Below are 23,676 nucleotides of genomic sequence, written 5' to 3'. Positions count from 1 at the left end.
CCATTGTATATCGCAGATTTACATATTCATTCCAAATATTCCAGAGCAACGAGCAGAGAGTGCGTACCCGAATATCTTGACCTGTGGGCCAGGAGGAAGGGCATCGATCTCCTGGGCACCGGCGACTTTACTCATCCGGCATGGCGCAGAGAATTGAAAGACAAGCTGGCGCCGGCGGAAGACGGGCTGTATCAGCTGAAAGAAGACTTCAAAATAAGGGATTCCATGACAGCGGATGAAAAGGAACCCCGTTTTGTGGTATCCGGCGAGATCAGCTCCATTTATAAGAAAAACGGGAAGACCCGAAAAGTCCACAATTTGATTCTCCTGCCGGGCCTTGAGGAAGCGGAGCAGCTTTCCCGCAGGTTGGAAGCCATCGGAAATATCCATTCCGACGGAAGGCCGATTCTCGGTCTGGATAGCCGGGATCTTCTGGAAATCACACTGGAAACCTGTCCCAGGGCGATTTTTATTCCCGCCCATATCTGGACCCCTCATTTTTCCCTGTTCGGAGCTTTTTCCGGGTTTGATACCATCGAAGAATGTTTTGAGGATCTGACGGGTCATATCCATGCACTGGAAACCGGTCTTTCCTCCGATCCTCCCATGAACTGGAGGTTGTCCGCCCTGGATTCCTTTCATCTCGTGTCAAATTCCGACGCCCATTCCCCGGCCAAGCTGGGAAGGGAGGCAAACCTTCTGGATATTGAGCTTTCTTATGAGGGGCTGTATCAGGCGTTGCAGGAGGGAGAGGGTCTTGTCGGTACCCTGGAGTTCTTCCCGGAAGAGGGGAAATACCACATGGATGGACACCGCAAATGCGACCTATGTCTCAGCCCTGTTCAGACCAGCCAGTATGGAGGACGATGTCCGGTCTGCGGAAAAAAGATTACCATCGGCGTACTGCACCGGGTGGAACAGCTGGCGGATCGGCAAGAAGGCTATGAAAAGCCGGGAGCCAGACCCTTTGAGAGTCTGGTGCCGCTGCCGGAAGTGATTGCCGCCTCCACGGACAAATCCGCTGCCAGCGTAAAAGTTCAAAGGCAATATGAAGCCATGCTGGCAGAGTTGGGGACGGAATTTTCCATTTTGAGAGATATTCCCCTGGAAGCCATCCGCAGCTGTGCGGGTCCCTGCATTGAAGAGGGAATTCGGAGACTGCGGCAGGGGAAGGTGGAACGGATTCCCGGTTATGATGGAGAATACGGAATCATAAAGATTATCGACAAAGAAGAAATCGCGGAGCTCTGCGGCCAGGTCAGCTTTTTTGAGAGTATCGCCCTTCCGGCGGGGAAGAAAAAGAAAGCACCGGAAAAACGCGGGACGATCCCAAAAGAGAAAGCGAAAGAACCGGCTAAGGAGAGCCGTCAGGCTCCCGATAATCTCAGGCAGCAAGAAGCTGTCACCGCGGAGGAGCGGGTCGTTGCGGTAATCGCGGGACCGGGAACAGGGAAAACTCACACCTTGATTGAAAAAATCGCTTTTCTAATTCAGGAAAAAGGGCTGGCGCCGGCGGAGATTACGGCCCTCACCTTTACGAAAAAAGCGGCGGAAGAACTGAAAGACAGGCTTCAGAAAAAACTGGGAAAACGAAAGGCCTCCGCTGTAAAAACCGGCACGTTTCATTCGATCTGCCTGGAACTTCTGAAACGCTGGAAAGGAGAAATCCGGCTGGCGGACGAGCAGCAGCAGATGGACGCCGCGACGGCGGCGATAAAAGACTGTGGCCTTTCCACCTCGCCTTCCGCGTTTCTGCGCAGGATTTCCGCATGGAAAAGCGGCGTATCGGAACTGGAAGACGAGCCGTTGCGGGAGGCGGCCTGCCAGTACGCAAAACAGCTGCGGGAAGATAACCTTCTGGATTTTGACGACCTTCTGACAGAGACGCTGGTTTATATGGAAGAGCATCCGCAGGAACCCGCCCTGGGAGAGGGAGGATGGCTGCTGGTGGATGAATTTCAGGATGTCAGCCTGCCCCAGTACCGACTCATTCGCCAGTGGGCCGGCCGGGGGAAAGCTCTTTTTGTAATTGGCGATCCGGATCAGTGCATCTACGGTTTCCGCGGCGCGGTGCCGCAGGTTTTCCGCCGACTGAAAGAGGACCATCCGGATCTGCGTGAGATTCGGCTGGAACTGAACTACCGTTCAACGCCTGAAATCCTCGAAAACGCGGTATCGGTTATCAATCGCGCTTCGGGAGCGCCGAGACAATTGAAAGCGCTGCGTGATTCCGGCAAAAAGACGCGCCTTGTTACTGCCGCGAACGATCTGCAGGAGGCGATTTACATTGCCAAAGAAATTAACCAAATGACCGGCGGGATGGACATGATGGACGTCCAGCGGTTCGCGGCGGGAAGGGAAACTCACAGAAGCTTTGGCGACATAGCGGTGCTTTACCGGACCCATCATCAGGCTAGGCTGCTGGAAAGCTGTCTGAGAAAAGAAAGCATCCCCTGTGTTGTTACGGGAAAAGATCCGTTCCTGCAGGAAAAGGCGGTGAAAGAAACGATCCATTTTTTCCGGGCATTGCTTGAAGGGGATCGGGAACAAATGGAAGCTGTCAGCAGCCGCCTGTTCGCGGAAAATCCCCGGCAGACCGGACAATACCTGGCGGAGCGTTTTCTGCCAAGACTTGAGACAGAGCGTCCTTCCGCGCTTTTGCGGGACTGGGCGGAGCAGACAGGGCTGAAGCCCCGCGCTCGGATGGACAGACTGGGGGAAATGGCCGTATTCTATGATCGGATGGATGAGTTCCTTGACAATCTCCTTCTGGGAGAAGAGCAAGATATTCGCCGAAGTACCGCGGGAGAACAGTACCGATCCGGCGCGGTTTCTCTCATGACCTTTCACGGAGCCAAGGGTCTGGAGTTTCCGGTGGTATTCCTGTGCGGCGTAAAAGAAGGGGTGATTCCGTTGGAAAGCGCGGATCCGGAGGAAGAACGGAGGTTGTTTTATGTGGGAATGACCAGGGCAAAGGAAGAACTGATTCTGACGACTGGGAATCCTCCTTCGGAGTTTCTGGAGGACTTACCGTTATTCGGGATTGAGCGGGAGGAAACGCTGAAAAAGAAGGAGAATGAAGGAGTTCAGTTGGATTTCTTCCATTTATAAAATTTTTTCAAAACCCCATTGACTATACGGTAACCCGATGGCGTATCATAGGGCTATGGAAAAGTTAACCTTTCGGAGTAAAATCGGATATGCCTCCGCGGCCTTCGGCGATGCGGCCGCCTATGCCCTGATTAATACGTTTTTAATGTTTTTCCTGACAACTGTGGCAAAAATTCCGCCTGCGGCGGCAGGGGCGATTACCATCGCGGGAGCCCTTTGGAATACGTTGATTAATCCCATTGCCGGATATCTCAGTGATAATGCGGCGACAAAATGGGGACGGCGAAGGCCTTTTATGTTCCTGATGGCTGTTCCTATGGCAGCAGCGCTCTATATGCTCTTTACAGCAGTGGATCTTATTCCGCAGATAAGACCGTTCTATTATGCCGCCATTCTGCTGATTTTCTGGACGGCTTATACCAGTTTTTTTGTTCCTTTTTTGGCCTTGGGCGCGGAATATACTCAGGACTATAACGAGAGAACAGAGCTGCGTTCTTACGCTTCTATTTTTAATATGACGGGGAATCTTGCAGGGATGGTGCTGCCGTCTATTTTCGTTGCTTTTTTATGTGAACGGGGATTTTCTCAATCCGGCGCATGGTCGGTGACTGGCGGGGTAGTGGGAGTCTGCGCGATGCTGTCCATCTGGATCACGGTAAAAGCCGCAAAATCTAAGGACCGTCCGGCTCCGGAAGGGGAGCGGTATGGTCTGCCCCGTTTTAAGCTGCGGCAGATTTTCGGAGAATACGGCCAGGTTCTCAAATTAAAGCCGGTGAAGTATCTTTTATTTACAAGCCTGTTCGCGCTGATCTGCAATTCTTTGTTCGCGGCGGATCTGGTCTATTATTTTACCTATAATCATGGCTTGTCAGCAGGACAGATTTCAGGAATGTTTCTTTACCGGACGATCGTATGCGTACTTTTGATCTTGATTGTAAAGAAGGTCAGCAGGCTGACGGATAAACGGACTACACTGCTGCTGGTTTTTGCGGTGGGTGCCGTATCTGTAACCATTGCCAGGTTTATAGGAGTAGAGGGGAGTCTGCAGCTCCATATTTTTATCTTCTTTGTAGCGATATCCACCTCCCTGTACTGGCAGCTGATGCCGTCGATTATTTATGATGTATGTGAATATGATGAGCTGGAAAGCGGGAAGAAGCGGCAGGGTACGATCGTATCTCTTCAGGGACTGGTGGAAGCTCTGGCAACCGGAATTGGCGTACAGCTTTTGGGAGTTATTCTGCAGATTGGCGGTTTTGACGGCAGCGCGGAGGTGCAGATGGAAAGGGCTCTGCAGTGGGTGGAAAACTCCGTGACCATTGTGCCGGCGTGTTTTCTTGTTCTCGCTTTCTGCGCCCTCTACCGTTATCCTATTACGAAAAAGCGGTTTGAGGAAATTCAAAGACAGCTGGAAGAAAAAAAGAAGAAGGAAGCCGCGGCAGCTCAGGAGGATTAACTAGAGGCTTTGTTCGGCAACGCTTCCGCGGACAGGACGCCGCAACCCTGATCGTTTTCTCCGATCCCTTGCAGAGGCTGTGCGAGACTCATCAGCGCCGACTTGATTTCCAGCGGATGGGCGCCGGGACAGCGCGCGCAGTAATCCAGAGCCAGCCCGGCCACATAAGGACTGGACATAGAAGTCCCTGTCTGAGCGATATAAGACTTGGGATTTTGGGCAGCAAGAGATAGAATATCAACGCCTGGGGCCACAACATCCGGTTTTACCTGACCGGCAGGTGCCGGACCTCTGCTGGAAAAGGTGGGAATACTTCCTTTTTGATCACAGGAGCCGACCGTCAGTACAAGAGGACTGGTACCGGGAGAAGTGATACTTTTCCTTTCCGGACCGCTGTTGCCGGCGGCGGCTACGACGCAAAGCCCGGCGCAGACCAGGGCGTTGGCTCCGATTACGAGGGGATCGATTTGCGCGCGTTCGGACGACGCGACACCCAGAGAAAGATTGACTACACGGATATGATAACGGCGATGATTTTCATAGATCCATTGCATGGCTGCCAAAATATCAGAGGCGTTTCCATTGCCCTCCCCATCGAGAGCCTTGAGTGATACCAGGGCAGCACCCGGAGCGGTGCCGCAATATTTTCCTCCGGATGAATATCCATTCCCAACTGCGATTCCGGCTACATGAGTACCATGCCCGTCATCATCATAAGGCTGTTTCTGGCCATTTACAAAGTCTTCAAAATGAAGAATGCGGTTAAAGGGGCGGATCAGATCATAATGGGGCGCGACGCCCGTATCAATGACCGCGAGGCAGACCCCTTCTCCCCGGCGGCAGGGGACGCAAGCGGGAGAATGGAATGGACGCTGACAGGAAGCGGTCTCTACAGGGAGCTTGGACACCTCAATATCTTCCGACATCATAGCGATCCTCTGATTTGTACGGATTGCGCCTACTTTTTCTTCCGGAATTTCTACACAAAGGGCGTTGAGAAAGGGAAGTTCGTATTTAATAGAACCAAAATTTTCCAGAACGCATTGGCGGACACTGTCAATGCTTTGTCTGGGATATAAAATAAACGGACGAGAGCCGTGCTTTTTTTGTTTCATGTAAAAACCTCCAAACCAGGTACTCGATCTATCTTATGAAAGCGCAGATCGAAAGGTACCAGGTTGGAGGTTCTGATTTCCGGTTTCTTTTAAACAGAGCCCGGAACAATCGGCTTAATGTTGTAACGAATTACAAAGTCCGGAATGGAATTCTGACTATAAAAAGCTTTTTTAACCCGTTCCAGCGCAATCGTACCCGCTTTATGATTGACGGCAGGTAAGAGAATGGCGAATTGGGAAGGGCCATATCTGGAAATGGTATCACCTTTTCTTAAGTTATGTTTTAACGCGTCCAGCAGCAGATTCATCACCTTGTCCAGAAGGAGAAGATCGGTGTGTTCTTTTTCTTCTGTCGGAAGTACAGTAATCAGTCCCAGGAAAATGGTGATATTCAGTCGCTCCAGATTCCGCGTGTTGAGCTTATAAATGTCTTTAAAGATGGAGTAGTCACATACAAAGGCGGTAGACTCGCCGCTTTCGCTTTGCAGATCCTGGCAGATCAAATCCAGGCTGCTGTTAGAATCGTACTCCGCTTTAATCAGATTCTTGTAGAAGGAAAGAATTTCGGTAGACGGAGTTACTCCAAGCTGGGTGTAGTGCAGATTTACCGTATAATTGTAGTGGGACATAGCTTCATTTTTCATACCCAGTTTTAACAGCGCCGTCATAAGATGGAGGTTCAGTTTGGAATCAAGCATATCAATTTCAAGACCGCGCCGCGCGAGAGGCATAATATCGCTGTATCGGTCATCTTTCTTCAGAAGATCAATGTAGTGATACAACACTTTCAAATACAAATTATGATAATACATGCTTTTAGGCACGATCCAGGTTTCCGTATCGTACCCTGTAAGGAGATCTCCCTGGTACATACGGAGAATTTCTTCGAATATCGGAGTGGTCGTTTCATCAATTTCACGAAAATCCAGAGCCTGCTGACAAAGCGGTTCAAAGCGGAAGATATCAATTTCCGCGTCCAGAGCGTCGTTCCATTGATAGGCTCCATTCTTGGTAATAATTGAATTTTCAAGGCCGAAAGCTTTTAAATTCTGGCGGAGTCGGCTGACCAGGGTTTTCAGCGAACTTTCCGGATTAGAGCTTTCCTCACCCGGCCAGATGCTTTCGAAAATATTATAATTGGAAATCGAAGTATCTTTGTTAAGCAAAAGATACTGCAGGAGCGCAAGCTTTTTCTTTGAATTTCCAAGCTTGGGAACAATATCTGTCCCATTGGACAGAATTATAAAGCGACCCAGCATATAAATTTCAATGGTTGCCATAACTTAAACCTCCTGTATTTTTCTGGAAAATCCATCCGGAGAAAAACTGTGGGATATAGCCGTGTGCCTGTCGATAACTCCGGTTTTATACAGATCAATCAGGCTGGAATCCATGCTGATCATACCGTCCTTTCCTCCGGAATGAATGGCGGACTCAATCTGATGGGTTTTGGAATCACGGATCATGGTACGTACGGCCGGCGTTACTTTCATCAGTTCAAAAGCTGGGCGCATGGTTTTATCCTTCGCAACGAGCAGCTGCTGTGAAATCACGGCTTTCAAAACCATGGAAAGCTGCAGACGGATCTGTGTCTGTTTTTGAGCGGGAAAACTGTCGACAATACGGTCGATTGTGTTGGCTGCGCCCAAAGTATGGAGCGTAGAAATAACCAGATGGCCGGTTTCCGCTGCCGTCATGGCCACATCGATCGTTTCCGGATCCCGTAGTTCGCCTAAAAGAATTACATCCGGAGTCTGCCGCAGTGAGGCGCGCAGCGCCGTCAAATAACTGCCTGTATCCAGAGAAATTTCCCGCTGGCTGACAATACATTTTTTGTGTGGATGAAGAAACTCAATCGGCTCTTCCAGCGTAATGATATGTCCGCTTCTCGTAGAATTAATCCGATCTATGAGGCAAGACAGAGTAACGGATTTTCCACTGCCGGAAGGCCCGGTAATCAGCACCAGCCCCTTTGTTTCATCCGCTGTATCCATAACCGGATCCGGAATATGCATTTCCAAAGGATCTGGGAGCTGAAAAGAGATTACTCGTATGACAGCGGCAAGGGAACCTCTTTGCTTGTAGACACTGGCTCTGAATCTGGCAGCCTTGGCGATGGCGAAAGAAAAATCATCATCGCCGGATTTGAGCATTGGTTCCATATCTCGCTCTTGAGCGATCTGATAAATACCGGAAATAAGCTCTTCCGTTTCTTTGGGCATCAGAATTTCTTCCGAGTAATTAACGATCTGGCTATTGATTTTAAAAGCCAGAGGCCGCCCCGCTATAATGAAGAGATCCGAGACCTTTTTCTGAGCGGCTTCTTTTAGTATATCCGTAATGTTCATTTCCCTTCAAAATCTCCTTTAACTGTGGGAATGACCTCCCATTCCAGAATTTCTACCTGAGAGGAAAAGGGCCAGACAGCCTTTACCCGCAGTTCCCTCTTATTGCTAATCGGGACGCAAATCGTGATTTGATCCCCATTTTCAGATATGGTTACATTATAACCTTTTTTTGTGAGAATGTCTTGAATATTTTTTCTATTTTCTATAGCAAAAATTTTGGCAAGAGCTTCATTTGCATCCGCATCCGCCTCATAATACTGTTTTACTGCCAGAGCGCTCTTTTGGCTGAGCTTGTATTCACTGTCTGCCGAAACAAATGTGAGCACCGAAAAGCAGACGAGAGTCAATATAATCAGAATGACAGAGAGGGCGATAGCGCTGATTCCCATAAAGGATTTAAAACTTTTCTGTTTCATTTTTTGACCTCCAGGAACTCCTTAATTTCCATCTGGAAAATAGATTCCATATCATCTGTCTTGTAAAAGCGGATTTTCGCGGTAAGCAGGTGATCGGAAATCGTATAATCGATATGAGCGCAGTAGATCGGTTCTCCGCCTTTCTGCCAATTTTCGTCGTAATAAAGGTAAAAATCCTTATCTGCTCCAAGAAGTGTTTTGGCCTGCTGCATATCAGGAGCGCAGGCTTTGATAGTATCCGCAATGGAGACGACTTTTACGGAAGCGCTGCTGAGGGCGTTTGCCTGCTGATTTTTTTCTCTGGCAAAGAGAAACAGGCTGGTGCAGACCAAAATCGCAACCAGGAAAAAGGATAGCAACAGAGTAATTGCAAAGAGGTACAGGCTGTGTCTGGAACGAATCTGTTTCATGGTCTCACCTCCAGCTGCGATGTGCGAAGGAGCAGATCCACCTGGGAGACCGTCCCCTCAGGAGAGACTGCCGTAACACGCAGAAGATTCGATTTTCGCGGCTCGAACTTTAGTGAACGCAGTGACAGAACCGGTTGTCCAAAGCTTTCTGTTACGGTTGTTCCCTGCTTTACGGTAGCTTCTTTCAACTGTCCGTCCGCAAGAAACATCCAGGTTTCATAGTCCCCATTTTTCAGAACCAATGCCTGGCTTCCGTCTTTCATCGAGGTAAGCTGGACAGAATCCGGCTTGCCGTTCTGCCGGATTTTCTGAGTAAAGTAAAGAGAGGCTGTACGGATCTGAAAAGAGTCTTGATTGCTGGAAACCGTGTTCGCGTAGAAATTTGCGCCTAAAACAATGAATGTGATGGAACAGATGAAAAAAATTCCTGCTAGTGTAACAATAAAAATGAGATCGATTTTGTGCTTTTTATGTTCCATAAGACACCTACTTTTCCTTTTCAAAGACCGAAATTTCGGGCATCATATTAGAGCCGATAAAGCGGTAATGGTAAACATACTGTTTGCGGTTTAACTCCAAAGTGTAATTATCTTCCAGATATTGCAGTGTTTCTGGATAGAATCCTTCCAGCGCATAGCACTGGACCGCATAGTTGCGGATCGTATTTTCTACCAGACTCTGCCTGTCCTGATCGATCTTTCGTGACAGACTGGCTGCGGAAAAAACGGCTGCGGTAATAAGGAGCAGGAGCGCCGCGCAAATAAGAATTTTTTTGTAACGCCGGGTAAACATTCGATTGCCTCCTAGAATGATGTCATCATGCGGATCAGCGGCAGCATAACGGACAGCAGAACCGCTCCGATGAGAATACACATGATAATAACAACTGCCGGTTCCACTAGGGAAATACGCCTTTCCAAACGCAGATCGATATCCTCACTCAACCGCCGGGCCGTCAGATCCATCATTTCGTCTACTCGGCCCGTCTTCGTACCTGCGGCGATCATAGAGGTATATGCAGGCGGAAGAAATCCACTTTCTGCAAGGGCGCGGGCAAAGGTCATCCCTTCTGCCATCCGGCGCTGCAGGTCTTTCAGCTTTTCTTTTGTCCGGGGGGATTCTGTAAGCTCAAGCAGCAGCTCTGCGGCCTGATCCGGATTCATTCCGCTTGATAACAGCAGGGACATAGAATAGGTGAAACCGCCGGATTCGGATTGGGCGGCAATGGATCTGGTAAAGATCGAAGTTTCGTAAAGCCTTGTGAAAAAAACCCTGCCCTTTTCCGTACGTCTGCTTGCCAGATAAAGGAGGAGGGCCAGCGCCAGAATAATCAGAAGGGCAATACATACTGCGGAAACGATGCCTCCAGATTCGGAAATGGCGGCAAAGAGCGCGGGCAGTTCAGCGCCTACCTGCTCAAAGACCTGCGCGAAAACCGGAAGTACTTGGATCATCAGGACTGCCAGAATCAGCAAGGTAGCCATAATCATAACAAGGGGATAGAATACTGCGCTGCGGATGCTGTTTTTCATCTGTTCACGACGCTGATAATAGAGAAACAGCGCTTCCAGAACTTCTTCCAGCTTTCCGGATTCTTCTCCGATACGCAAAATTCGGAGCATGTAGGAAGGGAATTTTTCGGTATGCTTCAGAGCCTCCGTGAGTGTAACACCTTCTTCCAGAGAACGGCTGATTTGGTGATACAGGGGTTTCAGGCGGCGGTTTTCTGTATTTTCTTCCATAATGAGGAATGCGTCGTAAAGGGGTATGCCTTCCTTAAAAAACATCGCAAGCTCTTTGCAGAGTATGGAGAGTTGGATCGCGTCCAGTTTCGTTGGTTCCTGTTTCATTTGAGGCTCCTTTAATCAATAATAATAGAGTGCATTGTATAGGCTGTCATCTGTAATTTCATCTGTCAGACCGCTTGAGGCTGCCGTGGTGGGATCCATCAGTGTCCAGCTTTCCCCGTCAAAACGGATAATACCGTCCACCCATCCTTTGTCTTCCACATATACACTGATCCAAGCGTGATATACGTCTCCGGCATAGCCTATAACCAGTCTGGTTGGAATTCCCTGGATCCGCAACATGGCGCTCATGACAGAGGCGTAGTCAAAGCAGATGCCGGTTTTTTCTTTGAGTACCTGCTCAATGTCAGGGATGTATTCCAGGGGAATGTTTTCCGCAAGCTCGTAATCGTAATCAATGGTGGATGTCACATAATCAAATACCTTTTCCACTTTTTCCAGTTCATCCCCGCTGCCTTCTGTTATTTGATTGCTGAGACGGATTACTGGTGAATTTCTGGTATAGGAAACATATTCATTGGGGTATAAAAAGGGAAGGTTCTCATCCTCAAGTTTGACTTCAATGGTCTCTGAGCAGGCTTGGGAGTACTGGTTTGTGGAAATGTTTTCAAAAATTCCAATCGTGTAGGTTCCGTTGCCCATAGATAGGGGGAAAATGGAAAAGCTTTTTTTCTTTTGTATATTATAGGTGTAAGTTTCTGCGTCTTTTGTCAGCTGAAGTTTTACTTTTCGATTGTTTCCCAGATACCGGATTCCTATATAACCTTGACTGGTATTGGAAATGTCAATTTCAGCAGCCTCATTTTTTATGGTGTTTTTTTCCGGCGTTTCAGAAAAAAGAGGGTAGTCCAAATCACGGTAAGAGGAAATCCCTTTTTCGCCGCTGTTCTGGCACGCGCAAAAAGCAGTCATCAAAAAGATGACTGCGGCAGCAGATAGAAGTTTTGTTAATCCGGTGTGCTTCATTTCCAATACCGCCCTGCAGGTTACATTGTATTTTTCGCCTTTATTATAGCAGAAGCGTCTGCCTTTGGCAATTTGCTTGGTGTTAGATGACCAGCAGAGTACGCGCAGGAATAAAAATCGGATAGATATGCGGTGGAAAATGCCGGCGATGGATGTGGACACCCGAAAATGGGTACAATTGAGCTTGAATTACTCGCTTTGTACACATTTCAATGTTCCATGAAAGCGGCTGTTTGATGGAAGTTGGAGTAATTATAAATGTTGTTGTATATATAATATGAATTTGACGGATTTCAACAAATTTCGACAAGGTGGAGGAAGCGGAAACGGGTACGGGGAAAAGGGAAATGTGTGCAACTATCTCATTAAGATCGTTTTGTACGCATTTTCATTGTTTCCCCGGAGAACCCATGACCCCAGCAACGCCCTCGCCGGATCAGCATGGCGTATCCCGCAAAAAAGCAGACCATGCCGGGTCAAACCCAGACGACGGTCTGCTTTGATATCGTGATAGGGCTTACAGAACGCTCATCAGTTCTTCAAGCGTCTGTTTCTTTTCATAACCGGTTAAAAGCTTCGCGGACTGGCTTACGTCTCCAATCAGGATGCCTCCAGCAAAGCGGTTGTTAACAAAGTAAAGCTTTTTGTAGATTCCTTTTGCAGGATCAGACAATTCAACCGCTTTATAATTAACATCTGCTTTCTTTCCATTGTCGCCGATTGCGAACAGCTCCAGTCCCATACCATTGTAGGAGTTGGAAGGTGTAACCGGATGATAGCTTTTATCATCGCCTGCGGCGTTAGCTCCAGCAACTTTTCCCATCTCGAGTCCTTGGCTCCAGATGCCGACGCTGGTACCGTTGCACATAGCTACGTCACCGCATGCGTAGACATCTTTGGCGCTGGTTTCCATTTTCTCATTGACATTGATCCAGCGATCTCCATCAATTCCCGCCGCGGTTGCGACTGCCGCGTTCGGACGCACGCCTGCGGAGATAATAACCAGCTGGCCGGGAACTTTTGTGCCGTCTGCCAGATCTACCCCGCTTTCCGCGATCTGGTCAATTTTCGCGTTGGTAATAACCTTGATTCCGGAGTTTTCCGCAGCTTCTCTGAGGATCTGTGAAGCGTGGGCATCCAGCTGATTTTTCATCAGGCCGTCGGAAACCTCGATAATTGTCACATTCTTTTTCCCTCTGCGGAATTCCCATGCGGCTTCCAGCCCAAGAACGCCGCCGCCGATAACTGCGATATCTGTTGCAGAATCCAGCTTCTCGCGGATAGCGTTGGCATCCGCCAGCTTGCGGATTACATACACATTCTTACTGTCCGCTCCGTTAATCGGAGGAATATTACATTCCGCCCCTGTAGCCAGAATCAGCTTGTCATAAGGCCGTTCCTCGCCGTTTGAGAGCTTCACTTTTTTCGCGGCTGTATCAATGGATTCCACTTTTGTATCCAGGGTCAGAGTGATTTTATTGTCCTGATACCAATCCAGCTGCTTTGTGAAGAAGTTCAGCGCGTCAAATTCGGACAGGATTCCCTTTGTCAGCATCGGACGGTTGTAGCAGAAGACGCTTTCGTCGGAAATCAACTCTACGGAGCATACCATATTTCTCTTTCTGATTTCCTCACACGCGGAAAGTCCGGCGATGCCGCTTCCAACAACAAGAATGCGATCCGTGGAAACCGAGGAGAAGGATACTTCCTCATAAGGCACCTCCACAAATTGTTCCGGTCCTACGCCGCAGACAGGGCAGCTCTCCGGAGGAGTCGGACCTTCGATGATTTCCCCGCATACGAGACATTTCCAACGTCTCTTGCCGCCGGGAGCCGGTTCCGGTTCCACAATATCCCCTTCCAGAACAGAGCGTCCAAAATTGTACCCAAACTCATAGGCTTCCGCCAACTGAGCCTTGGAAGGCTTGAATCGAACGCGCAGTCCCTGGCCATATACCTTCATTTTCAGCTGGGCAAGTCTTTCGATCATATGAGGAACGCCTTCGCCGCTCCAGCCGTAGGATCCGAAAGCGGAAGCGATTTTTCCACCGTGAGTCACCGGATAAATGGAAGTGGTCAGATCCCAGATAGGCTTCAGCGCTTCTCCCAGAATTGTCGGCGTGCCAAAGAGAATTCCGTCTGCCCAGTAAAGATCTCCCAGAACCTGTGCCTGATCCGAAGTTACCATATCGTACCGTTTTACTTCGATATCGCCGGAAGCGAGAATTCCTTCGGTAATCTTATTCGCAAGAACCTCCGTATAGCCATAAGCCGCAACATAAGGGATGACAACCGTTTTCTTCGTGTTTGGATTCACTTCCGTAGACCAGCCCTTATAGATATTGACGATTTTCCAAGGATCCTCATCCAGGACAGGTCCGTGCCCCGGACAGATCATATCGATTTCCAAATTGCGGATTTTTTCAATCGCCTGCAGCACATAAGGCTTAAACGGCCCCATAATGTTATCAAAATAATAACGGAGCGCGCTCATATAACCATCCTGATCGGTGATCTTGGAACTGAGAATCGGCTCAAAACTGTAATGTGAGCCAAACGAGTCGCAGGTAAAGAGAACCTTATCCTCTTCCACATACGTATACATGGCGTCCGGCCAGTGAAGATTCGGAGCTCCTATGAATCTCAGCGTTTTATCCCCCAGAGAAAGTGTATCCCCCTCTTTGACAATGACGGAGGCGAACTCCACATTGCAGATTTCTTTCATAAAGCTAATGGCGGTAGCGGTACCCACAAGCTTGATCGCGGGATTGATTTCCACCAGCTTTGCCGCGGATCCGGCATGATCCGGTTCCGTATGATCAACAATGATGTAGTCAATATCTTTAATATCAATAAGTGATGTTAATTTATCCAGGTATTCGTCCATACACTTTGCCTTCGCTGTTTCGAAAAGCGCGGTTTTTTCAGAACCCTGCAGGAGATAAGAATTATAAGTCGTGCCAAATTCCGTGTTCATAATGATGTCAAAGACCCGGAGCTGCGGATCCAGGACACCTGTCCAAAAAAGACCTTCCTTTAATTTCAATGTTTTCATAAAATAACCTCCCAACTTAGTATTTCCCATGTAACTATCCTATACCCTTAATCGGAAAAAGGAAACAAAAAGTTGAGAGGTTTATGGAAATTTTACAAAATTTTAATAATTGGGATAACGGAAGAGCGATTAATCATCATAATCGTCATCAATTCGCTCTGAATCGCGTTCCAGAATTTTTCCGGTATAAGCGTTAATGCTGTAATCATATTCACGGTTGCCGGAAATGAATTCGATTTCATAAATTTTAACGCCATCATCGGAATCCAGCTCCTCTTTGGTGAAAGTAGCGCTGGAAACCCCCGCGTCCTTTTTGGCAATGGATTTGGCTTTCGCGACACCAATATACTCAGAGGACGAAGAGGATGGCTGAGTCGCCTGTGTCGGATGAGTCTGCGCAGGAGACGTGGCCTGAGTGGAAGAATCCTGTGCCGGCTGCGATGCTGATGTCTGGGATGAGGAAGACGGAAGGATCGCAGATGACTGAGAAGTAATCGCTTCGCTGCTTTTTTCTTCGATTTCCCCGCTTACCGCGTTGATTTCAAAGTCATAGGCATTCGCCGATGTATAAAAATCAATATCATAGATCGCGGGGCGATCCGTTTCATCCAGCTGTACCTTTGTAAAGGTCGCTTTGGAGGAAGATACGCCTACGCTTTCCAACGCGATGGACTTCGCCTGCTCCGCGTCAATATAGGAGCCACGATCGTCTGCTGTAACGGAACGGACCATCATGCCGGCCGCGAATCCGATCGCGGCGAGAACAATGGCCGCGGCGACAATAAAGATTGTCTTATTTTTTAATACTTTCTCTTTCATAGCTAATTCTCTCCTTATTACACATTTGCGTCTTTGGGAATTGAAAATGTAAATCGACTGCCTGTGCCTGGAACGCTGTCCGCGGTAATGTCTCCATTATGCGCGGAAATAATCCATTTTACCATGGAAAGCCCCAGTCCGGAACTGCTTCCGTCACTTCGGGAAGGGTTCACCTGATAAAAGCGATCCCAGATTTTCGGAAGGGCTTCCGGGGAAATGCCAATGCCGTCGTCAATCACCTGGCCGATAATCCGGCTTTCGGAAGCGCGGAGCACTACCCGGATGGAGCCGCCATCTTTGCCATATTTGATGCTGTTAGAAATCAGATTGATCCAGAGCCGCATAAAGAGGGTCTCATCTACATCGGCGTAAAGATCCGGTGTGATTTCCTGATGAATTGTGATCCCGCGCTTTTCTGCCAGGGCTTCCTGTTCCAGAGCCACCATGCAGGTGATGTCGCTGACATTGATCCGTTCAAAATCCAGTTTTGCCGTTCCTCTATCCGCCCGGGCCAGGGTCAGAAGCTGATTGATCAGAGTGGACATTTTTCTTGACTGATCCAAAATGACACTCAGAGAGGAATGGATCTCCTCCGGAGACGTATCCCTTTTCAGGGAATACTCACACTGAGCCATGATTACCGCGATCGGCGTGCGCAGTTCATGGGACGCGTCGTTTGAAAACTGCTTTTCCGCCTCAAAGGAGTTTTCCAGGCGATCCAGCATGCGGTCGAAGGTTGCCGCCAGATGATAGATCTCATCTTTGGTCTGTCCTCCTGTTTCAAGATGAATCCGCTGAGACAGATCGCTGCTTTCCTGGATATGGACGGCGGTTTCCGTAATCTGCGAAACCGGGCGAAAGGCTCGTTTGGTGATATAGTAGCCTCCTACCGCGGCGACGAGGATCAGCAGCGGCAGGGAGATAAAGAAAAACTTTAGCATGAGGGCGACTGCCGGATCGGAATCAGCCAGATCGGCGGAGGTAATTCCCCGGATCCACACATCCGCGAAGGTGTCATCGCTGATCAGATGATCGTATACATAATACTCCCTCTCGTTGTTCTCCACGATCCGCACCTGATCGGAAATAAAGGGTATTTCCTCAGTGATCCCGGCAGGCAGAGAACCGGTGACGATAAAGTTGTTCTCGCGGTAAACGAGGACGTAGATCCCGTCCCGATAGCTCAGCAGATCGTCGTCAATTTCCAGAGATCCGTTTTCAATCTTTACATCCTGGATGCTGTCATCCACCGCGGCGGTCAGATCTCCCTTGATATTCTCCTGGATCAGCCGGTCACTGGTATAAAACAGCGAGATAAAAATCAGAGATACCAGGAGAACCAGGAAGAAGGCATACCAGATTGTCACCCGGGTTTTGATGGAAAGCTTTTTCATTTTTCTTCCTTCAGCACATATCCCACGCCGCGAACCGTATGAATCAGTTTTGGCTCAAACTTTTCATCGATCTTTTTGCGAAGATAACGGATATAGACATCAATCATATTGGAGGAGCCTTCATAGTCGTAGCTCCAGATATGACGCTCCAGATTATCACGGGAAAGAACCACGTTTTTGTTCATGATCATGTACTCCAGAATCGCGAACTCTTTGGAAGAGAGCGAGATCGGGGTATCACCGCGTTTTACTTCCCGGCTCTGGGCATCCAGCGTCAGATCGGCCAGCGTATAGGTGTTGGTCTTGTTGCCGGACTTTTTCCGGATTAAAACCCGCACCCGCGCGAGGAGCTCCTCAAAGGCAAAGGGTTTTGTCAGATAATCATCGGCTCCAAGATCCAGCCCCTCTACCCGATCCGCGACGCTGTCTCTGGCTGTGAGGAACAAAACCGGCGTATCAATGCGATCCGCCCGCATTTTTTTCAGAACCTCCAGGCCATCCAGTTTGGGCATCATGATATCCAGAATTACGCCGTCGTAATCGGTCATACGAATATGATCGAGGGCGTCCTCACCGTCAAAACAGGCATCTACGGAATAACCATTATCGCGCAGTTGCTGGGCAAGGATTTTGTTCAGATTTTTTTCATCTTCGGCAATTAATAGTCGCATAATATACATTTTCTCCTTTTATACTGAGACTATAGCAAGTGCAAATTAAAGAGAAATTAAAAAACAAGAAAAACGAGTATCTAATTAGAAAGAGCAGATCTTTTGAATTTCTCCTTGACTGTACAGTATCCATACAGATTATACTAGGAAACGATGAATCAAACAATATAGAAAAAACAGGCACTAGAGGTGAATCATGAAAAAAGTAAAGGACGTTATTATGGATCAGCCGAAGCTGGGGATAAACGTGTTCGCCGGTTCTATCATGGTATTGACTGCAGTGGTATGGATGGCGCTGGACATCTATCTGCCGGCCCTGCCAATCTTAAAGGAAGAATTTAAGGTGTCGGCAACCTATCTCAACCTGACATTAACGGCGGGAATTATCGCGACGGCAATAGGTACGCTTATCGGAGGCCCGATGAGTGATAAATACGGAAGAAAGCCGGTGTTTGCGTCAGGCGTGGGCTTGAGCCTTTTGTTTACTTTTCTCTGTACGTTTGCGGGAAGTGTTGACTTTTTAATTGTGGTGAGAGGGCTCGCGAGTCTGGGAAACGGAATTATTCTGACTGTGACCACGGCGATGATCAAAGATACATTTTCAGGCAGAACCTTCAAGAATGTGATGACGGTACTGCAGTCAGCCGCCATTATCGGTCCCATTTTAGCTCCGTCTGTCGGATCTGTCATCATTACCTGGCTCAGCTGGAGGTGGCTCTTTGTGTTTATCGCGGTTGTTTCTGTTGTGCCGGCGGCGCTGATCTTATTTGCCAGGGAAACCTGGCCGGAGGGGAAACGGATCTCGGACAGCGCGCTGAAAGCAGTCAGTGATACCTTACATACAGCCGGAGATAAGCCGTTTGCCCTGTTTGCGGGCGTGATGGCAGTGCTGACGATTCCCATGTGGGCATATATTTCGGTTTGTTCCTATATTTATATTACGGATTTTGGAATATCCAATATGCAGTATGGCATCTTTTATGCGCTGGGAGCCGGGGTTTCCTGCATATCGCCCTTTTTATACATGGTAATCACCAGACACTCGTCCACGGGACGGGCCTGTGAAGTCTGCCTGGGGCTGATATTACTGTCAGGCGTGATGCTGATTGCGGTGGGAGGCAGAGCCCCGGTCTTGTTTTTGCTGTCCACCCTTCCTTTCATTATTGCGGAAGGAATGATCCGGGCATTGGGAATGGTTGTTTTGCTGGAACAGTACTCTCATGTGGCGGGGGCTGCCAGCGCGATGATTAATTTTGTGCTGAACCTTATCGGTACTGTGGGAGCATCCCTTGCAACACTAGACTGGGGCAGTTATATAACAGCTCTGGCCGTAATCTGTCTCGGCTGTATGGCAGCAGCGTTATTGCTGTGGATTATTATTGTAAGGCAGAAAATTATGGAAGAGCGGCTGTTTGGGCCTTCAAGGAGATAGATTTCGAGGTTTCAAGAAAGATAGGTGGGAGATTTATGGAGATTCTGTGATTTAAGAAAAAGATTTTCAGGCTGTAAGGAATTTGTAATAATCCGGCCTTATACTAAATGAAAGTAGGATATTGTTCTAGGAACACTTTCCGGTAATATACTTTTAATAAGGAGGGTGTGCCTATGGAAAACCATATGATCACAATTGATAACAGGGAGAAGATTACGGTAACCGATGTGGCAGATATTGACAATTTTGATGAAGAGGAAATCTGCGCGAATCTGAAATCCGGCGGACTGGTTATTAAAGGAAAGAATCTCCATATTCAGATGCTGGACCTGGCAGAAGGGAAGTCGGTGATTACCGGAGAGATCACCTCTCTGGCCTACACGCAGAAAAAAGACAAAGCTGAAAAGGGACTCCTGAAAAAAATACTCAAATGAGTATCATAGTTACCGATTTGATAAAAGAGCAGGCCGCTACGTGCCTGGTGATGGCTAGCGCGGGGATTGTTTTCTCGACCTTTTATCAGCTCTGCTCTTTTTTTTCCAAGAGGGCGACCGTCAAAAAATGGATCCGGGCAGGGCTGGAGCTTTTTTTCTGGGTGATAGCGGCAGTTATGACGTCCCAATTTTTATATTACTGCGCTTATGGAAGCCTGAGCTTCCATGCGGCGGCGGCATTCGCGGCAGGGGCTTTGTTGTGGAAACGCTTGTTTTGTGATATAATGGCTTCATCCCAGAGCAAGGGACAAAGGACAAGAGGTTTGAAGAAGAAGCATGGCAAAGAAAAGAAGAAGCAGTCAGTTTAAGGACAGCAGCCAGGTAATCGATATTGAGGAGGCCCGCAGAAAACGGCAGGAAAAGCGCCGCCGCCAAAACAAGAGACAAAGCGGGGGCAGCGCAGAGGAAAAGCGGCCGGTGAGGGCTAGCGTAAAACAGAACAGACGAAGAAGAACCTTTATTTATACCGCTATAATTGTCGTTATTATAGCGGTAGTTGGTGTGTCTGTCTATAATATTGTTTCATTAAAGCAGGAACAGAAGCAGACAAGAGCGCAACAGCAACAGCTGGAAGAAAAAAAGGCCAGCTTACAAAAAAAATTGAAAGAGCTGGATGATTCGGAATATGTTGAAGATCAGGCAAGAGCGCAGCTGAGACTGGTAATGCCTGGGGAAAAAATTTATGTATTCCCTTCGCTGGAAAATTCAAAGGATAATACAGAGGAAGATAATTCTCAGAAAGAACAGAATGAAAATTAAGGAAATTATTATTGTGGAAGGGCGGGATGATACTGCTGCGGTAAAACGAGCGGTGGATGCCCAGACAATTGAGACCCATGGATTCGGAATAAAGAAACAGACGTGGGAGCTGATTGAAAAGGCTTACCAGGAACGGGGCATTATTATCTTTACCGATCCGGACTATGCGGGAAAAGAAATCCGAAGACGCCTGACAAAGGCATTTCCCGGAGCGGGACAGGCTTATCTTTCCAAAGGCGACGCGGAAAAAGACGGCGATATCGGAATTGAAAACGCCGCTCCGGACAGTATCCGACAGGCGCTGGAAAAAGCCCATTATACATTGGAAGACAAGCAGGATGCCTTTACGATGTCCGATCTAATCCAATATGGACTCACCGCGGATCCCAAAGCTGCGGAAAGACGGGATCAGCTGGGAAAACGATTAGGAATCGGCTATGGCAATAGCAAAGCCTTTTTAAACAAGCTAAACCGCTTTGGAATTACAAGGGACGAGTTTTTTAAACATCTCAGGGAGATATAAATGAAGCTGTACGCACCATCGACAATTAAGGAAATAAAGAATCAGTATAATTTCCGGCTTTCGAAAAGTCTGGGACAAAATTTTCTCACGGATAAACATATCATTGACCGAATTATAGAAGGATCGCGGATCGGTCCTGAAGATCTGGTTATTGAAATTGGACCGGGAATCGGAGTCCTCACTGCGGAGGCCGCGGAGAATGCGAAGCGTGTAGTAGCGGTTGAAATCGACAATGGGCTGATCCCGATTTTGGAGGATACTCTGAAAGAATATGATAATATAACAATTCTCAATCAGGATGTACTCAAAACAGATTTTTCTACCATAGTATCGGCATATAAAACAGAAGGAAAGACAAAAATTATTGGAAATCTCCCTTACTATATTACAACGCCGATTCTCATGAAGCTGCTGGAAGAACGGGTGCCGGCAGACAGTATTACGGTCATGATGCAGAAAGAAGTAGCGGATCGGATTAAAGCGGACCCGGGCAATAAGAATTATGGAGCGCTTTCGGTTGCTGTGCAGTATTATTGCCGCGTTTCGCAAATCGCGGAGGTTCCAAAGGAGGTGTTTTTTCCACCTCCAAAAGTGGATTCCGCAGTGCTGCGGATGGACATTCGGGAGGAACGACCGGTTGTGTTACAAGATGAAACCTTATTTTTTACATGCATAAGGGCAGGCTTTGGACAGAGACGCAAAACACTGCTTAACTCTCTTACGGGGGCTGCGGGCCTTTCAAAGGACGCAGTAAGAGAGGTTTTGCAGACAGCGGGAATTGATTCAGGAAGGAGAGTAGAGACCCTTAATCTGGATGAATTCGCGACGCTCGCAAATTCTATGGCAGACTATAAATCAAGTCATTAGGAGTAAGGATTATGGATAAGTTTAGACAGTTTTGCAGGAAATATTTGAAAAGTACGCTGCTGATTTCGGCGGTGCTGGCGCTGATCATGAATGTCTTTATTGAGACAATGGCGCGGCATTCGCTGTTTGAAACGTTTCGTTTTTTCGCGGAAAGTCCGTTGGTCTTTCTTTTTAATGTATTTATTATTTTTTCCACCTATTCGATTGTATTGCTTTTTCGGCGTCGGATTTTCTGGTATGTTGTGGTTTCTACGCTCTGGGTGGCACTGGGAGTTATTAATGGTGTAATTCTTTTAAACCGTATGACTCCGTTTACGACAAAGGATATGGCAAATCTAAACGATGGGCTTTCTATCGTGACAAACTATCTTTCCACAGGAGTTCTGATTCTGGCTATTATTGGAACCCTGGTAGTTATCGCGGGGATGGTACTGCTGTTTTTGTTTGCGCCGAAGCTGCAGCAAAAGATTCATTATAAAAGGAGCATCGCTACAGTACTGCTTATTGTGATTGCCTTTTTTGGAGTATGGCAGGCCGCGATCCGAACTAACACGGTTGCCACTTTCTTTGGGAATCTGGCTTACGCGTATCGGGATTACGGCGTACCTTATTGCTTTATCAGCACATGGCTGAATACTGGAATCAAAAAACCGGCTGGTTACTCTGAAGCAGAGGTTCAGAATATTTTCAGCAAGGGAGAGTTGGGCGATGATAAAACCTATCAGACAGAACAAAAGGATGAGGATGAAAAACATCCGAACATTCTGTTCCTGCAGCTGGAATCCTTTATCGATCCGACTTTGGTAGAGGGTTTTTCCTACTCAAAAGATCCAATCCCAAATTACAGAAAGCTGATGAAAGAATATTCTTCCGGATATCTGACGGTGCCATCGGTAGGCGCGGGTACCGCTAATACGGAGTTTGAATCCATGACCGGCATCAGTGTTAAATTTTTCGGACCAGGGGAATATCCGTACAAATCTGTATTACTGGAACGGACCTGTGAGAGCATTCCGTATGATCTGAAGAACCTCGGCTATTCCACCCACGCGATCCATAATCACAGGGGTGCCTTTTATGGCAGGAATAAAGTGTTCCGCAACTTGGGATATGATACCTTTACTTCTCTTGAATATATGAATAACGTAATAAAGACTCCTAGAAACTGGGCAAAGGACGGAATTCTGACCGATGAGATTCTGGACGCACTGAATTCTACGCAAGGAAGGGATTATATCTATACGATTTCCGTTCAGGGACATGGAAAATACCCTTCTGAGCAGGTAATTGAGAACCCGGAGATTGAAGTGACAAAAGCTCCTTCCGAGGAAGAAAAGTGGCAGTATGAATACTACGTAAATCAGGTTTATGAGATGGATCAGTTTGTTAAAGATCTGACCGACAGGCTCTCCGATTTTGATGAGGATGTAGTGTTGGTTATGTACGGCGATCATTTGCCCGCCCTGGATATGACGGAAGAAGACATGAAAGACGGGGATCTTTTTACAACTCAGTATATCATTTGGGATAATTTCGGAATGGAGAAGCAGGATAAAAACCTGGCCTCCTATGAAATCGGGGCAGAGGTTCTGGATCGGTTGGGAATCCATGAAGGGCTCCTGACGATGTATCATCAGAATTACGCCAACAGCAGCACTTACCTGCAGGATCTGGAAACCTTAGCCTATGACATGCTCTACGGCGAAAACTATATTTACGGTGGGGAAAGCCCATTCAAAGAGACAGATATGAAGATGGGCGTTAAGGATATCAAGATAACCGATATCGTTCAGATTGGCGATGATTACTATATCAAGGGTGAGAATTTCACGGAGTACAGCAAGATCTCCCTTGACGGAGAGGTACTTGATACCATTTATCTTGGTCCGACTATTTTGGGACTGCAGGAGGAAGTAAATCCGGAAGATGTCAGCAGGATGAAGATCAGCCAGGTGGAAAAGAATAAGGAAGTGCTGAGTACTACGGAATAAAAGGAAAAAGGACGGCCATAGTTGTTTCGGCTGTCCTTTTT

At 47.7% G+C, this 23,676-nt stretch carries 22 protein-coding genes; 9 read left to right on the top strand and 13 right to left on the bottom strand.

Annotated elements, in window-relative coordinates:
* The first annotated feature begins 3 nt into the window (after positions 1-3).
* Both H9L42_RS08620 and H9L42_RS08615 read left to right on the top strand, forming a co-directional pair.
* Positions 4-3,111 carry a UvrD-helicase domain-containing protein gene (locus H9L42_RS08620; protein WP_187302989.1) on the top strand — a complete coding sequence of 1,036 codons (3,108 nt, stop codon included), beginning with the start codon at positions 4-6 and terminating at the stop codon, positions 3,109-3,111.
* Between the two features lie 55 nt (positions 3,112-3,166).
* Positions 3,167-4,567 carry an MFS transporter gene (locus H9L42_RS08615; protein ID WP_187302988.1) on the top strand — a complete coding sequence of 467 codons (1,401 nt, stop codon included), beginning with the start codon at positions 3,167-3,169 and terminating at the stop codon, positions 4,565-4,567.
* Here H9L42_RS08615 and H9L42_RS08610 read toward each other — a convergent pair.
* The 13 genes from H9L42_RS08610 to H9L42_RS08550 all read right to left on the bottom strand — a co-directional run bounded on the left by H9L42_RS08610 (position 4,564) and on the right by H9L42_RS08550 (position 17,569).
* Positions 4,564-5,682, bottom strand: a complete 1,119-nt coding sequence (locus H9L42_RS08610; RefSeq protein WP_187302987.1) for a S8 family peptidase — start codon at positions 5,680-5,682, stop codon at positions 4,564-4,566. The two genes, H9L42_RS08615 and H9L42_RS08610, sit on opposite strands and share 4 nt — an antisense overlap.
* An 89-nt stretch (positions 5,683-5,771) precedes the next feature.
* The gene (locus H9L42_RS08605; protein ID WP_187302986.1) at positions 5,772-6,962 is read right to left on the bottom strand and encodes a BTAD domain-containing putative transcriptional regulator; all 1,191 of its coding nucleotides are present in this window, start codon (positions 6,960-6,962) and stop codon (positions 5,772-5,774) included.
* 3 nt (positions 6,963-6,965) lie between these two features.
* On the bottom strand, positions 6,966-8,030 hold the full coding sequence (locus H9L42_RS08600; RefSeq protein WP_187302985.1) for a type IV pilus twitching motility protein PilT: 1,065 nt from the start codon (positions 8,028-8,030) through the stop codon (positions 6,966-6,968).
* Positions 8,027-8,446 carry a hypothetical protein gene (locus tag H9L42_RS08595; protein ID WP_187302984.1) on the bottom strand — a complete coding sequence of 140 codons (420 nt, stop codon included), beginning with the start codon at positions 8,444-8,446 and terminating at the stop codon, positions 8,027-8,029. Before H9L42_RS08595 ends, H9L42_RS08600 begins: the two co-directional genes overlap by 4 nt.
* The gene (locus H9L42_RS08590) at positions 8,443-8,856 is read right to left on the bottom strand and encodes a hypothetical protein (RefSeq protein WP_187302983.1); all 414 of its coding nucleotides are present in this window, start codon (positions 8,854-8,856) and stop codon (positions 8,443-8,445) included. Before H9L42_RS08590 ends, H9L42_RS08595 begins: the two co-directional genes overlap by 4 nt.
* Positions 8,853-9,335 carry a DUF4860 domain-containing protein gene (locus tag H9L42_RS08585; RefSeq protein WP_187302982.1) on the bottom strand — a complete coding sequence of 161 codons (483 nt, stop codon included), beginning with the start codon at positions 9,333-9,335 and terminating at the stop codon, positions 8,853-8,855. Before H9L42_RS08585 ends, H9L42_RS08590 begins: the two co-directional genes overlap by 4 nt.
* A gap of 7 nt (positions 9,336-9,342) precedes the next feature.
* On the bottom strand, positions 9,343-9,648 hold the full coding sequence (locus H9L42_RS08580) for a hypothetical protein (RefSeq protein WP_187302981.1): 306 nt from the start codon (positions 9,646-9,648) through the stop codon (positions 9,343-9,345).
* 11 nt (positions 9,649-9,659) lie between these two features.
* Positions 9,660-10,706: a type II secretion system F family protein gene (locus H9L42_RS08575; protein WP_187302980.1), complete on the bottom strand. Its 1,047-nt coding sequence runs from the start codon at positions 10,704-10,706 to the stop codon at positions 9,660-9,662.
* A 15-nt stretch (positions 10,707-10,721) separates the two neighbouring features.
* Positions 10,722-11,630: a transglutaminase-like domain-containing protein gene (locus tag H9L42_RS08570; protein WP_187302979.1), complete on the bottom strand. Its 909-nt coding sequence runs from the start codon at positions 11,628-11,630 to the stop codon at positions 10,722-10,724.
* Between the two features lie 517 nt (positions 11,631-12,147).
* Complete coding sequence (locus H9L42_RS08565) at positions 12,148-14,685, bottom strand: FAD-dependent oxidoreductase (protein ID WP_187302978.1); 2,538 nt, start codon at positions 14,683-14,685, stop codon at positions 12,148-12,150.
* 129 nt (positions 14,686-14,814) lie between these two features.
* Positions 14,815-15,504: a PepSY domain-containing protein gene (locus H9L42_RS08560; RefSeq protein ID WP_187302977.1), complete on the bottom strand. Its 690-nt coding sequence runs from the start codon at positions 15,502-15,504 to the stop codon at positions 14,815-14,817.
* A gap of 17 nt (positions 15,505-15,521) precedes the next feature.
* Positions 15,522-16,898: a sensor histidine kinase gene (locus H9L42_RS08555; protein WP_187302976.1), complete on the bottom strand. Its 1,377-nt coding sequence runs from the start codon at positions 16,896-16,898 to the stop codon at positions 15,522-15,524.
* Positions 16,895-17,569, bottom strand: coding sequence for a response regulator transcription factor (locus tag H9L42_RS08550; RefSeq protein WP_187302975.1), 675 nt, complete (start codon positions 17,567-17,569; stop codon positions 16,895-16,897). Before H9L42_RS08550 ends, H9L42_RS08555 begins: the two co-directional genes overlap by 4 nt.
* Before the next feature lie 196 nt (positions 17,570-17,765).
* On the opposite strand from H9L42_RS08550, the gene H9L42_RS08545 reads away from it, so the two are divergent.
* The 7 genes from H9L42_RS08545 (at position 17,766) to H9L42_RS08515 (ending at position 23,635) form a co-directional block, all read left to right on the top strand.
* Positions 17,766-19,001: an MFS transporter gene (locus H9L42_RS08545; protein ID WP_187302974.1), complete on the top strand. Its 1,236-nt coding sequence runs from the start codon at positions 17,766-17,768 to the stop codon at positions 18,999-19,001.
* A 173-nt stretch (positions 19,002-19,174) separates the two neighbouring features.
* Complete coding sequence (gene yabP / locus H9L42_RS08540) at positions 19,175-19,435, top strand: sporulation protein YabP (protein WP_187302973.1); 261 nt, start codon at positions 19,175-19,177, stop codon at positions 19,433-19,435.
* Positions 19,432-19,803 carry a spore cortex biosynthesis protein YabQ gene (gene yabQ / locus H9L42_RS08535; RefSeq protein ID WP_187302972.1) on the top strand — a complete coding sequence of 124 codons (372 nt, stop codon included), beginning with the start codon at positions 19,432-19,434 and terminating at the stop codon, positions 19,801-19,803. The genes yabP and yabQ overlap by 4 nt, the downstream gene beginning before the upstream one ends.
* The gene (locus H9L42_RS08530; protein ID WP_187302971.1) at positions 19,772-20,254 is read left to right on the top strand and encodes an FtsB family cell division protein; all 483 of its coding nucleotides are present in this window, start codon (positions 19,772-19,774) and stop codon (positions 20,252-20,254) included. The genes yabQ and H9L42_RS08530 overlap by 32 nt, the downstream gene beginning before the upstream one ends.
* On the top strand, positions 20,244-20,777 hold the full coding sequence (gene rnmV / locus H9L42_RS08525; protein WP_187302970.1) for a ribonuclease M5: 534 nt from the start codon (positions 20,244-20,246) through the stop codon (positions 20,775-20,777). Before H9L42_RS08530 ends, rnmV begins: the two co-directional genes overlap by 11 nt.
* Entirely contained in the window at positions 20,778-21,644 is an 867-nt protein-coding gene (rsmA, locus tag H9L42_RS08520; RefSeq protein ID WP_187302969.1) for a 16S rRNA (adenine(1518)-N(6)/adenine(1519)-N(6))-dimethyltransferase RsmA, read from the top strand. It begins immediately after the preceding gene.
* An 11-nt stretch (positions 21,645-21,655) separates the two neighbouring features.
* The gene (locus tag H9L42_RS08515) at positions 21,656-23,635 is read left to right on the top strand and encodes an LTA synthase family protein (RefSeq protein WP_187302968.1); all 1,980 of its coding nucleotides are present in this window, start codon (positions 21,656-21,658) and stop codon (positions 23,633-23,635) included.
* The last annotated feature ends 41 nt before the right edge of the window (positions 23,636-23,676 follow it).

Source organism: Zhenpiania hominis, from assembly GCF_014333425.1.
In the GTDB taxonomy this organism is placed as follows: domain Bacteria; phylum Bacillota; class Clostridia; order Peptostreptococcales; family Anaerovoracaceae; genus Hominibacterium; species Hominibacterium hominis.
Note: the sequence above shows the minus strand (reverse complement) of the source record. Positions and strands in the feature narration are given on the sequence as shown.

Excerpts from the sequence above, each read along its gene's own strand:
- H9L42_RS08615 (WP_187302988.1), top strand. The coding sequence starts at position 3,167 with ATGGAAAAGTTAACCTTTCGGAGTAAAATCGGATATGCCTCCGCGGCC.
- H9L42_RS08610 (WP_187302987.1), bottom strand. The coding sequence starts at position 5,682 with ATGAAACAAAAAAAGCACGGCTCTCGTCCGTTTATTTTATATCCCAGA.
- H9L42_RS08605 (WP_187302986.1), bottom strand. The coding sequence starts at position 6,962 with ATGGCAACCATTGAAATTTATATGCTGGGTCGCTTTATAATTCTGTCC.
- H9L42_RS08600 (WP_187302985.1), bottom strand. The coding sequence starts at position 8,030 with ATGAACATTACGGATATACTAAAAGAAGCCGCTCAGAAAAAGGTCTCG.
- H9L42_RS08595 (WP_187302984.1), bottom strand. The coding sequence starts at position 8,446 with ATGAAACAGAAAAGTTTTAAATCCTTTATGGGAATCAGCGCTATCGCC.
- H9L42_RS08590 (WP_187302983.1), bottom strand. The coding sequence starts at position 8,856 with ATGAAACAGATTCGTTCCAGACACAGCCTGTACCTCTTTGCAATTACT.
- H9L42_RS08585 (WP_187302982.1), bottom strand. The coding sequence starts at position 9,335 with ATGGAACATAAAAAGCACAAAATCGATCTCATTTTTATTGTTACACTA.
- H9L42_RS08580 (WP_187302981.1), bottom strand. The coding sequence starts at position 9,648 with ATGTTTACCCGGCGTTACAAAAAAATTCTTATTTGCGCGGCGCTCCTG.
- H9L42_RS08575 (WP_187302980.1), bottom strand. The coding sequence starts at position 10,706 with ATGAAACAGGAACCAACGAAACTGGACGCGATCCAACTCTCCATACTC.
- H9L42_RS08570 (WP_187302979.1), bottom strand. The coding sequence starts at position 11,630 with ATGAAGCACACCGGATTAACAAAACTTCTATCTGCTGCCGCAGTCATC.
- H9L42_RS08565 (WP_187302978.1), bottom strand. The coding sequence starts at position 14,685 with ATGAAAACATTGAAATTAAAGGAAGGTCTTTTTTGGACAGGTGTCCTG.
- H9L42_RS08560 (WP_187302977.1), bottom strand. The coding sequence starts at position 15,504 with ATGAAAGAGAAAGTATTAAAAAATAAGACAATCTTTATTGTCGCCGCG.
- H9L42_RS08555 (WP_187302976.1), bottom strand. The coding sequence starts at position 16,898 with ATGAAAAAGCTTTCCATCAAAACCCGGGTGACAATCTGGTATGCCTTC.
- H9L42_RS08550 (WP_187302975.1), bottom strand. The coding sequence starts at position 17,569 with ATGCGACTATTAATTGCCGAAGATGAAAAAAATCTGAACAAAATCCTT.
- H9L42_RS08545 (WP_187302974.1), top strand. The coding sequence starts at position 17,766 with ATGAAAAAAGTAAAGGACGTTATTATGGATCAGCCGAAGCTGGGGATA.
- yabP (WP_187302973.1), top strand. The coding sequence starts at position 19,175 with ATGGAAAACCATATGATCACAATTGATAACAGGGAGAAGATTACGGTA.
- yabQ (WP_187302972.1), top strand. The coding sequence starts at position 19,432 with ATGAGTATCATAGTTACCGATTTGATAAAAGAGCAGGCCGCTACGTGC.
- H9L42_RS08530 (WP_187302971.1), top strand. The coding sequence starts at position 19,772 with ATGGCAAAGAAAAGAAGAAGCAGTCAGTTTAAGGACAGCAGCCAGGTA.
- rnmV (WP_187302970.1), top strand. The coding sequence starts at position 20,244 with ATGAAAATTAAGGAAATTATTATTGTGGAAGGGCGGGATGATACTGCT.
- rsmA (WP_187302969.1), top strand. The coding sequence starts at position 20,778 with ATGAAGCTGTACGCACCATCGACAATTAAGGAAATAAAGAATCAGTAT.
- H9L42_RS08515 (WP_187302968.1), top strand. The coding sequence starts at position 21,656 with ATGGATAAGTTTAGACAGTTTTGCAGGAAATATTTGAAAAGTACGCTG.